The sequence below is a fragment of the Methylosinus sp. is20ea genome, assembly GCF_059718135.1.
In genome coordinates this window covers 887,306-897,185 of record NZ_AP046088.1, presented here as the reverse complement: position 1 = coordinate 897,185, position 9,880 = coordinate 887,306, and the positions used below count along the sequence as shown (strand labels likewise).

Genomic DNA, 9,880 nt, shown 5'->3' with positions numbered 1-9,880 from the left:
TCCTGCGGAGCCTCCTCAGCATGAGGGGGAGGATTCCTCGGCTGACAGAGGGAGAGTGCGCGGCTCTCTCCACACGCCTCTGCGACCCTCTCGCTCTGGACATGGCGCGTCATCCGAACCAAAGTGAGCCGGCTCCTGCACCGCACAAAGCCTTGGACGCCGCCTTGTCTTCCGCGCATCCCTTCATCGTCGCCCGCGATCCGCTCGCCCCGCCGCCGGGGCTCGAGGGGGCCGTCGTCGCCATCGGCAATTTCGACGGGCTGCACCGCGGCCATCGCGGCGTCATCGCCCATGCGCAGGCGCTGGCGCAGCGGCTCGGAAAGCCCTGCGCGCTGCTCACTTTCGAGCCGCATCCGGCCGATTGCTTCGCCGGCAAATCGATCATCTTCCGGCTGACCCCGCCCGACGCCAAGGCCGCGCTGCTCGCCCGCCTCGGCCTGGACGGAATGGTGATCCTCACCTTCGACACGGATTTCGCCGCGCGTCCGCCGCGCGAGTTCACCGAGGAGATTCTCCGCAAGCGGCTCGGCGTCTCGGCGGCGGTGGCGGGCTATGATTTCTGCTTCGGGGCCAAGCGCGCCGGCAATCCCGAATTTTTGCGCGCCGAGGGCGAGCGCTTGGGCTTCATCGTCGAGATCGTGCCGCGAATCACGCAGGACGAGGCCGGCAGCCTCGAGGCGGTCTCCTCCACCGCGACGCGCGAGGCGCTCGCCGCCGGCGATGTCGTGCTGGCGACGAAGCTGCTCGGCCATCCCTATTTCGTCGAGGGCGTCGTGACCCGAGGCCGCCAGCTCGGCCGCACGCTGGGCTTTCCGACCGCCAATATCGCGCTCGATCCTTCGAGCAAGCTGCGCCACGGCATTTACGCGGTGACGCTGGAGGCGGACGGCGTGGTGCGGGAGGGCGTCGCCAATTTCGGTCGTCGGCCGACTGTCGAAGCGGAGGGCGCGCCGCTGCTCGAGGTCTTCATCTTCGATTTCGACGGCGATTTCTATGACAAGACGGTGGAGGTCGCCTTCATCGGCTTCATTCGCGGCGAGGCGAAATTCCCCTCGCTCGACGCGCTCACCGCGCAAATGCGCGCGGACGCGGCGAAGGCGCGGGAGCTTCTGGCCTCGAGACATACAGTCCCCTCATCCTGAGGCGCTTTTTGCGCAGCAAAAAGCCTCGAAGGATGCTCCAGAAGGCGACCGCTCCGACCCTTCGAGACGCCGGCTTCGCCGGCTCCTCAGGGTGAGGGGCTGGTCCTTATCGCCCCAGCAGAGCGGCGAGAATCGTCTCGAATTCTTGCCCGAGCGGGCCGGTCGCGGGCGGCTTGCCAGCGCGCGCGTACCAATAGGCGGCGTTGCCGAGATCGCCTTCCGCCCGATGCAGAAACGCATGGACCCACATGGCGTCCGCCTCGCCGGATGTATCGACGCATTTATGCGCGCCGTCCCAATCGCCTTTGGCGTTCTTCCACAGCGCGAGCAGCGGCGGCGAGAGGGGCGGGGGCGTCGCGGCGGCGAGGGAGGCGTGGAATTGGGCGGGAGTCATGGGGGTGAAGATAGGCGCGAAGCGGGCGGAGCGCATCTTTCATCGCGGCGGCGGATCGGCTCCACAGAATCAAGCAGAGCTCGAAAGCCAAATGAGCGCCGCGAGATTCGCCAGCGCCGTTCCGGCGGGACCGAAGGTCTTCATCCGATCTTCGATCGTCACACCTATAGCGGCGTCGCACGCCTGAACGATGATCATGGCGCAAGCGGTAGCCGCGAGCCAAGGCGTCGAGCCTGTGACGAAGGGAACCAGGCTCACCAGCGCCAAAGCGACGCTTCTCGCGCAGGCATAGAGCGCCGCGACGCGGACATCAGCGGCGGCGGTGAAAGTCGCGGCGATGGAAAATCCGAGGCTTATCATGGCGCTGATGGTAGTGATCGACGCGCAGAGAAGAAATGGAAGGGTCATTCTCAATGGCCTTTGTTCGATAAAGTAATCCAGCGCGGCGCGCGGCGCATCGGCTGTCGAGAGGTGGAGCGAAATTCTAGACACTCGCATATGATGATTTGGCTACGCCGATTCTCGACGGGCGTCTCCTTCTCCCACTCGTGGGAGAAGGAGACGCCCTCGGGTCCGCTTCGGCTCACAAGCCGAAATTCGAGAGCGTCCCCTATCAGACAGAGGCCGACGCCTGCTATCTCTCCCCTCATGACTCTCATCTACAAGCTCCTCCCCGTTTCCCTCTGGCGCGAGGCCGAGGCGGCGGGCGTTTTTGCCGGCGCCGGGATCGATCTTGCCGACGGCTACATCCATTTCTCGACCCGCGCGCAGGTCGAGGAGACGGCGGCGCGTTATTTCAACGGCGTCGCCGATCTTCTGCTCGTCGCCGTGGAGGCCGAGCCTCTGGGCGATGCGCTGAAATGGGAGCCCTCGCGTGGCGGCGATCTCTTCCCGCACCTCTATGGAACGCTGCCCGTCGAGCGCGTCGCCAAAGTCGTGGCCCCGCCGATGCGCGCGGACGGCGGCCATGATTTTGCGGGGCTCCTCGAATGATCGAGGTCTTCTTCGGCGATCTCGCCACCGCGCTGTTCCGCCGCCTGCCGCCGGAGACGGCGCATCAGGCGACGATCGCCGCCTTGCAGCTGATGCCGGCGCCGCGGCCGCCGCGCGATGATCCGCGCCTTGCTGTGCGCGCCTTTGGCCTCGATTTTCCCAATCCGATCGGCCTCGCCGCCGGCTTCGACAAAAATGCCGAGGTTCCCGACGCCATGCTGGCCATGGGCTTCGGCTTTGCCGAGGTCGGCACGCTGACCCCGCGGCCGCAGGCCGGCAACGCCCGTCCGCGCGTGTTTCGGCTCGCCGAGGATCGCGGAATCGTCAATCGCTATGGCTTCAACAATGTCGGCCATACGCTCGCCTATGAGCGGCTGCTGGCGCGGCGCTCGCGTGGCGGAATCGTCGGCGTGAACATCGGCGCCAATAAGGACGCCGCCGACCGCATCGCCGATTATGAGCGCGGAATCGCGGCCTTCTCAGAGCTGGCGAGCTATTTTGTCGTCAATGTCTCCTCGCCCAACACGCCGGGCCTGCGCGATCTGCAGGAGAAGACCGCGCTCTCCGAGCTGTTGGCGCGGGTGCTCTCGGCGCGCGAGCGGGCCAGGCGCCGGCGGCCCGTATTGTTGAAGATCGCGCCGGATTTGTCGCTGGAGCAACTCGACGACGTGGTGAGCGTCGCGCGCTCGCGCGAGATCGACGGAATGATCGTCTCCAACACGACGCTGGCGCGGCCGGAGACGCTGGCCTCGCCTTTCGCGAAAGAGGCGGGCGGGCTCTCGGGCGCGCCGCTCTTCGATCTCTCGACGAAAATGCTCGCCGAGACGTTTCTGCGCGTCGAGGGGCAGTTTCCGCTGATCGGCGTCGGCGGAATCGATTCGGCGGCGGCGGCGCTCGCCAAGATCGAGGCCGGGGCGAGCCTGGTGCAGCTCTATAGCGCGCTCGTCTATGAGGGGCCGGGGCTGGTGGGGCGCATCAAGAGCGGGATCGTCGAGGCGCTGGAGCGCGAAGGCGTCGCTCTGGCGGCGCTCGTCGGACGGCGTGCGCGCGCGAAATAGCGGGAATGCCCTCACCCTCCCCCGCTATCGCGGGAGAGGGGACTGTGGGCGTTTCGCGAAATTTCGATGAGGGGCCGAATCTGCTCCCTCTCCCGCGATAGCGGGGGAGGGGTGGGGAGGGGGTCTTCCCGCGCCTACGGAGATGAATCATGTCCGAGGACGATCCCTTCGATCTACACCGTTTCATCGAGGCGCAGGCTCCCGTCATAGAGGCGGCGATGGCGGAGCTTGCCGCTGGGCGCAAGCGAACGCATTGGATGTGGTTCGTCTTTCCGCAGATCGAGGGGCTGGGCTCCAGCGCTATGGCGATGCGCTATGCGATCCGCTCGGCGGCGGAAGCGCGCGCTTTTCTCGCACGTGAGGTCTTGGGCGAGAGGCTGCGCGCCTGCACGCGTCTGGTTCTCGCCGGGGAGCGTCCGCTTACCGAGATTTTTGGCGCGCCGGACGATCTCAAATTCAAATCCTCGATGACGCTCTTCGCCGAAGCGGCGCCGCAGGAAACGTTGTTCGCGGAAGCGATCACGCGCTGCTGCGGCGGCGCGCGGGACGCGGCGACCTTGCGCCGCCTCGCTCAATAGCCGGCGCGGCCGATCGGTCCTCGCGCGGGAGCGCGGATGGCGCCGTCGGCGCCGATCTCGACGATCGGACAGGAATAGGGATGCGAGGGCTCGAAGGCGGCCGCCTCCTCGCCGGCGCGATGGACGGCGATGCAGGCGAGCAGCGCGCCGCTCGTCAGCAGGCCGGCGGCGTCGAGATCGGCCATCACCGCGCGCGGCGCGACGAGCCGCGCCGGGCCGAGCGCGTCGAGCGCCGCGAGAAAAGCGGCGCCGTCGAAGGGCGCGAGAAAATGCAGCGCGGCGCCGGAGAGCAGCGCGGCGAGCGGCCCCGCGACGAGCCCGCCGATCGAGCCCGGCGAGACCAGCGACAGCAGCGGCGCCGAGCCATTGACATGCGCCTTGGCGATGAGGCCGAGGCTCGCGGAAATGAGCCCCGCCTGCTCGTGGAATTGCGGCGCGCCATATTGATCGAGCGCGCCGATGAGCACTTTCTTGCTCGGGGCGGCCCGCGTCGCGGTGGGCGAATCATTCTCGCTGTGCGAGCGGGGGCCGAAGTCGACGGCGCCGTCGATCGTCCCGGGGCCGAGCGAGCCGATGAGCCGCACCGAGGGCGCCTGAGAGGCGACGCCGAAGACCAGCTCCTCGAGGCTCTCGCCGCCGATCGAGGTCGGCGCGACGATTGCGGCGGCGGCCACGGCGCGGGCGCCCGCGGCCAGCGCCCCGAGGGAGAGGCCGAGCGGCGCCGCCACGGGCTCGAGGCCGGCCGAGATGATTCCGATGAGCGCGACCAGCGTCGCGGTGGTCGGCGCGGCGAAGAGAAGGATGCGCTCGCCGGGCTGGAAGTCGAAGCCGCGCAGATCGGCGCGAAAGGCGGCGACGCGGCGGTCGAGCTCGGCGTGGTCGATCTCGGCGCCTGTCGACGCGTCGCCGGCGGCGATGCGCGCCGGGCGCAATCGGGCGGCGCCGGCGATCAGCGCGTCGAGGCCGAACATGGTCAGCGGATGGGCGCGCGCGAGCGCGCCGTCGCGGCGGCCGCTGTCTGCGAGTGTCAAGGCTCCGTCCTCCACCAGGTCTCGAGCGTGGCGCCAAACAAGGGAGAGTAGCGGGGCAAGGTCGACGGCCTCGCGATTTTCGTCGAATGAGCGATCCATTGCGTCGAGGAGTGATAGAGCGGCACGATATAGAAACCGGATAGCAGCGCGCGGTCGTAGGCGCGCACGGCGGCGACGAAATCCTCGCGCCCGCGGGCGGACAGCAGCGCCCTTATGAGCGCGTCGATCGCCGGAGAGGAGGCTCCTGCGAGATTATAGGAGCCTTCTTGCGCGGCGCTTGCGGAGCCCCAGCGCATGCGCTGCTCATTGCCGGGCGAGGCCGAGGCGGTCCAGGTCCCGAACATCACGTCGAACTCGAACTTCTGGCGGCGGCGCTGATATTGCACCTCGTCGACGAGACGCACGCTCGCCGTCACGCCGATGCGCTGCAGCGAGGAGGCGAAGAACAGCGCGAGCCGCTCCTGATCGCGATTGGCGACCATGATCTCGAAGGAGAGCGGAACGCCGTCTTTCGCGAGTTGATTGTCGACGAGCTTGTAGCCCGCCTCGCCGAGCAGCTCCAGCGCGCGGCGGGCGGGCTCGCGATCGCGGCCGCTGCCGTCATGGACGGGCGGGCGCCAGCGACCTTCCAGAATATCCTCGCGCACTGCGCCGGGGAAGGGGGCGAGCAGCGCGCGCTCCGCCTCGCTGGCCGGGCGGTCGGTGGAGGCGAGCTCGGATTCGTCGAAGAAGCTCTTGGTGCGCGTGTAGAGGCCCGAATAGAGATTGGCGTTGATCCATTCGAAATCGAACATCAGGCCCAGCGCCTCGCGCAGCCGGGGGTCAAGGAACATCGGCCGCCGCGTGTTGAAGACGAAGCCTTCCATGCCCTTGGGGCCGGGGCTCGGCAGAGTCTCCACGGCGATGCGGCCGTCGCGCACGGCCGGGAAGTCGTAGCCGCTCGCCCAGCGCGTCGTGTTGGACTCCTCGCGATAATCGACGACGCCGGCCTTGAAGGCCTCGAACAGCGAATTGGCGTCGCGGAAATAATTCACGTCGATCTGATCGAAATTATAGAGGCCGCGCTGCATGGGCAGGTCTTTGCCCCAATAGGTCGGATCGCGCTTCAGCACCAGCCGCGCGCCGGGCTCCACCTCCTCGACGACATAGGGGCCGGAGCCGAGCGGCGGCTTCAGCGTGGCGTCGGTGAAATGCTCGACATCGGTCGCGTGCTTGGGCAGCACGGGCAGAAAGCCGAGGATGAGCGGCAGCTCGCGATCATTGGCGCCGGTCAGATCGAAGCTGATCGTCTGCGCATCCGGCGTCTCGACGCGCTTCACCAGCCCATAGGCGCTGCGCTGCTGCGGGCGGCCTTTGGCCTTGAGCAGCTCGAAGGAGAACAGCACATCCGCCGAGGTGAGCGGCGCGCCATCCGAGAAGCGGGCGCGCGGATCGAGATGGAAGGTCACATGCTCGCGCGAATCATCGACCTCGATCGAGCGCGCGAGGACGCCATAGACGGTGAAGGGCTCGTCGAGCGAGCGCGCCATCAAGCGCTGAATGACATTGCCCTCGAGCCCCTGCGCCGTGGAGCCGGCCTTCAGGTTGAAGGGATTGAGGCTATCGAAGGCGCCCTGCAGGCCGATTCGCAGCCGTCCGCCCTGTTTCGCCTGTGGATCGGCATAGGGAAGATGGTCGAAATCGGGCGCCAAGGCCGGCTCGCCATGCATGGCGAGGCCGTGACTCGGGGCGGCGATGGCGGTCGCGCCTTGCGCCCCTGCGAAGAACAAGGGGAAAAGCGTGGCGAGAACTATGGCGCGAATCGCTCGAATCGTCATGGGCAGACCATATTCCAGGGCGAGAGGATCGGGACAAGACGTCTCCGACGGACTCGGGGTATTTCCATATCTTCTTGGAAATACGAGGGCTGCGCAGGCTTGGGCGTCTCGTCCCCCCGCGCTGCGCGGTTTCGCTCGCGCCTCGAGGCGCCCGCTGGAATTCGGCGCGTCGATTTTGTATGAGGCTAACCGTCTACCTTTCGCCCCGTCCCAGGGCGAAGACCGAGGACGGGGAGTTAAGAGGCTCTTTCCTCGCGCGAATGACGCCCCGTGCGCCCACTCGATCGTGCACTACTCGAAAGGACGACTTATGCCAATGCAATTTCCGCGGATCTTCGCTGCGGTTCTGACGGGGATCCTCCTCGTTTCGACGGGGGCGGCGCAAGCCCAGCAAAAGCCGGCTCCCCGGCCGGCCGCCCCGGCTCCTGCGCCCGCTCCCGCGCAGCCGGCTCCGGCGCAACAGCAGGCGCCTCAGGGACCGATCAAGGCCGATCTCGTCCCCGTGCAGCCGGAATGGACCAAGGTCTGCGGCGCGGATCAGCAGTCGAAGAAGGAAATCTGCTATACGACGCGCGATTTCGGCGCTCAGGCCGATCAGCCTCTGCTGGCGCTCGCGGTCTATGATCCCAAGGGCGACGACAGCAAGATCATCCGTTTGCTGTTGCCGCCGGGCCTGCTGCTGAAGCCCGGCTTCCGCTTCGCGGTCGGCGCGGGCGCGCTGGAAGCCGGCGAGTTCGAGATCTGCTTCCCCAATGGCTGCTTCGCTCAGGCCAAGGTCAAGGCGGCGCTCATCGACCAGATGAAGAAGGCCGACAAGATGACGATCGTCGTCAAGAACCAGGTCAACAACGAGGTGACCTTCCTCCTGCCGCTGTCGGGCTTCGGCAAGTCCTATGACGGTCCGCCCGTCGACCCCAAGGTGCTCGAGGAGCAGCAGAAGAAGCTCCAGGACGAGCTGCAGAAGAAGGCCGACGAGGAGCGCAAGAAGCTCGAGAGCCAGCAGAAGCCGGCCGCTCCCGCTGGAAAATAAAGTCTGTGTTCCGCGGACTTCTTCTCCGGTCGGGGAGGGGTCCGCGGAGTGACGCTGTCTTCAGTGCCGCTTGACCGATTTCACGCGATAGAAGCCGTCGGACGAGCGCTCGAAGGTCTCCTCGACCTGCGGGTGGCGAACCGGATCGCCGGAATTGTCGGGCACGAGATTCTGCTCGGAGACATAGGCGACATATTCGGTCTCCGAATTCTCGGCGAAGAGATGGTAGAAGGGCTGGTCCTTGCGCGGCCGGACTTCCTCCGGAATGGACAGCCACCATTCTTCCGTATTGGCGAATTCGGGGTCGACGTCGTAGATCACGCCGCGAAACGGATAGCGGCGGTGCTTGACGACCTGCCCGATCGCGAATTTGGCGCTACATTCTCTCGTCATATCGATCGACGCCGTTGTTACGCTGCACACCGTCCGAAACGGTAGCGCAGCGCCGCTGCTCGCGTCAACGCCGGCGCGCGGGCGGCGGACCGCCCGCGCGAGGGCTCAAAAACCATAGATCGCCGCATAGTCCGGATCATTGGCGGCGACCTGGCGCGCGAGATCCACGACGACCTTGCATTGCTTCCAGGTGGCGTCGTCCTGCATGCGGCCGTCGATCATCACCGCGCCCGTGCCGTCGGGCATCGCTTCCAGCACGCGGCGCGCGAAGGCGACTTCCGCCGGATCGGGCGAGAACACGCGCTTGGCGATGGCGATCTGCGTCGGATGCAGCGACCAGGCGCCCGCGCAGCCGAGCAGGAAGGCGTTGCGGAACTGCGATTCGCAGGCCGGCGAATCGGAGAAATCGCCGAAGGGGCCGTAGAAGGCCTTGATCCCCGCCGAGGCGCAGGCGTCGACCATTTTGGCGATGGTGTAATGCCACAAATCCTGCTGATAGGACGGGCGCAGGCCCTGGCCCGGATCGGCGTCGGCGAGGACACGATAGTCCGGATGGCCGCCGCCCACGCGCGTGGTCTTCATCGCGCGCGAGGCCGCGAGATCGGCCGGGCCGAGGCTGATGCCATGCATGCGCGGGCTCGCCGCGGCGATGGCGTCGACATTCTTCACGCCCTCCGCGGTCTCCAGAATGGCGTGGATGAGAATGGGCTTGGTCACGCCATTGTGCGCCTCGAGCTGGGCCAATAGCTGATCGAGATAATGAATGTCCCAGGGCCCCTCGACCTTGGGCAGCATGACGACATCGAGCTTATTGCCGACGGCGGCGACGATCTCGATGAGATCGTCGAGAATCCAGGGCGAGTTCAGCGAATTGATGCGCGTCCACAGGCCCGTCGAGCCGAATTCGGTCGATCTCGCCATCTCGATGAAGCCTTTGCGGGCGGCTTCCTTGGCGTCGGCGGGAATGGCGTCCTCGAGATTGCCGAGCACCACATCCACTTGCTTGACGAGTTCCGGCACTTTGGCGCGCAGCTTTTCGAGATGCGGCGGGACGAAATGAATCATCCGCTCCACCTTGACCGGCAGCTCGCGCAAAGGCGCCGGCGCGCCAATGGCGAGCGGGCGGTAGAATTGGTTCGGGAGTTTCATCGTGCGGCTCTTTCTCGTAAGGATCGCGCAGCGATAGCCGGTCTTTTCGGCGGAGGGAAGAGACGCCCCATCTCGACCCGCGCCGAACCGCGGCCGCGTCGATCACACACGAGGCGGAAGAGGGCGCGCGCAAACGCGACCTTCGCCCTATTCCAGGCAAAGACTAATTTTCTTCGAGATGACACAATCTGCGCTTGACGCGGGGAAAAGGCGACATTAGGTTCCGCCCACTTTCGACAGGCCGTAAGTTCATGTCGTCGCAAGCGCCGCGCTCGCGATCCTTCGAACTTATACG

11 protein-coding genes are annotated in these 9,880 nt (G+C 66.5%); 5 read left to right on the top strand and 6 right to left on the bottom strand.

What is annotated here, in order from left to right; all coding sequences use genetic code 11:
* The first annotated feature begins 152 nt into the window (after positions 1-152).
* Entirely contained in the window at positions 153-1,142 is a 990-nt protein-coding gene (locus tag AC6IY7_RS04115) for a bifunctional riboflavin kinase/FAD synthetase (protein WP_497781748.1), read from the top strand.
* A 106-nt stretch (positions 1,143-1,248) separates the two neighbouring features.
* On the opposite strand, the gene AC6IY7_RS04110 is transcribed toward AC6IY7_RS04115, so the two are convergent.
* Positions 1,249-1,536: a hypothetical protein gene (locus tag AC6IY7_RS04110; RefSeq protein ID WP_497782778.1), complete on the bottom strand. Its 288-nt coding sequence runs from the start codon at positions 1,534-1,536 to the stop codon at positions 1,249-1,251.
* 69 nt (positions 1,537-1,605) lie between these two features.
* Complete coding sequence (locus AC6IY7_RS04105; RefSeq protein ID WP_497781746.1) at positions 1,606-1,944, bottom strand: hypothetical protein; 339 nt, start codon at positions 1,942-1,944, stop codon at positions 1,606-1,608.
* A gap of 240 nt (positions 1,945-2,184) precedes the next feature.
* Between AC6IY7_RS04105 and AC6IY7_RS04100 the strand changes: the two genes are divergently transcribed.
* The 3 genes from AC6IY7_RS04100 (at position 2,185) to AC6IY7_RS04090 (ending at position 4,165) form a co-directional block, all read left to right on the top strand.
* The gene (locus tag AC6IY7_RS04100; RefSeq protein ID WP_497781745.1) at positions 2,185-2,529 is read left to right on the top strand and encodes a DUF952 domain-containing protein; all 345 of its coding nucleotides are present in this window, start codon (positions 2,185-2,187) and stop codon (positions 2,527-2,529) included.
* The gene (locus tag AC6IY7_RS04095) at positions 2,526-3,587 is read left to right on the top strand and encodes a quinone-dependent dihydroorotate dehydrogenase (protein WP_497781744.1); all 1,062 of its coding nucleotides are present in this window, start codon (positions 2,526-2,528) and stop codon (positions 3,585-3,587) included. The genes AC6IY7_RS04100 and AC6IY7_RS04095 overlap by 4 nt, the downstream gene beginning before the upstream one ends.
* Positions 3,588-3,736: 149 nt before the next feature.
* Entirely contained in the window at positions 3,737-4,165 is a 429-nt protein-coding gene (locus tag AC6IY7_RS04090; RefSeq protein WP_497781742.1) for a DUF1810 domain-containing protein, read from the top strand.
* On the opposite strand, the gene AC6IY7_RS04085 is transcribed toward AC6IY7_RS04090, so the two are convergent.
* Both AC6IY7_RS04085 and AC6IY7_RS04080 read right to left on the bottom strand, forming a co-directional pair.
* Positions 4,159-5,196: an AMP-dependent synthetase gene (locus AC6IY7_RS04085; protein ID WP_497781740.1), complete on the bottom strand. Its 1,038-nt coding sequence runs from the start codon at positions 5,194-5,196 to the stop codon at positions 4,159-4,161. The genes AC6IY7_RS04090 and AC6IY7_RS04085 overlap by 7 nt on opposite strands.
* Positions 5,193-7,013 carry an extracellular solute-binding protein gene (locus AC6IY7_RS04080; RefSeq protein ID WP_497781739.1) on the bottom strand — a complete coding sequence of 607 codons (1,821 nt, stop codon included), beginning with the start codon at positions 7,011-7,013 and terminating at the stop codon, positions 5,193-5,195. The genes AC6IY7_RS04085 and AC6IY7_RS04080 overlap by 4 nt, the downstream gene beginning before the upstream one ends.
* 310 nt (positions 7,014-7,323) lie before the next feature.
* On the opposite strand from AC6IY7_RS04080, the gene AC6IY7_RS04075 reads away from it, so the two are divergent.
* Positions 7,324-8,043: an invasion associated locus B family protein gene (locus tag AC6IY7_RS04075; RefSeq protein ID WP_497781738.1), complete on the top strand. Its 720-nt coding sequence runs from the start codon at positions 7,324-7,326 to the stop codon at positions 8,041-8,043.
* A gap of 60 nt (positions 8,044-8,103) precedes the next feature.
* Here AC6IY7_RS04075 and hspQ read toward each other — a convergent pair whose 3' ends face one another.
* Positions 8,104-8,436, bottom strand: a complete 333-nt coding sequence (gene hspQ / locus AC6IY7_RS04070; RefSeq protein ID WP_497781737.1) for a heat shock protein HspQ — start codon at positions 8,434-8,436, stop codon at positions 8,104-8,106.
* 105 nt (positions 8,437-8,541) lie between these two features.
* Positions 8,542-9,585, bottom strand: coding sequence for an HpcH/HpaI aldolase/citrate lyase family protein (locus AC6IY7_RS04065; RefSeq protein ID WP_497781736.1), 1,044 nt, complete (start codon positions 9,583-9,585; stop codon positions 8,542-8,544).
* Positions 9,586-9,880: the final 295 nt, after the last annotated feature.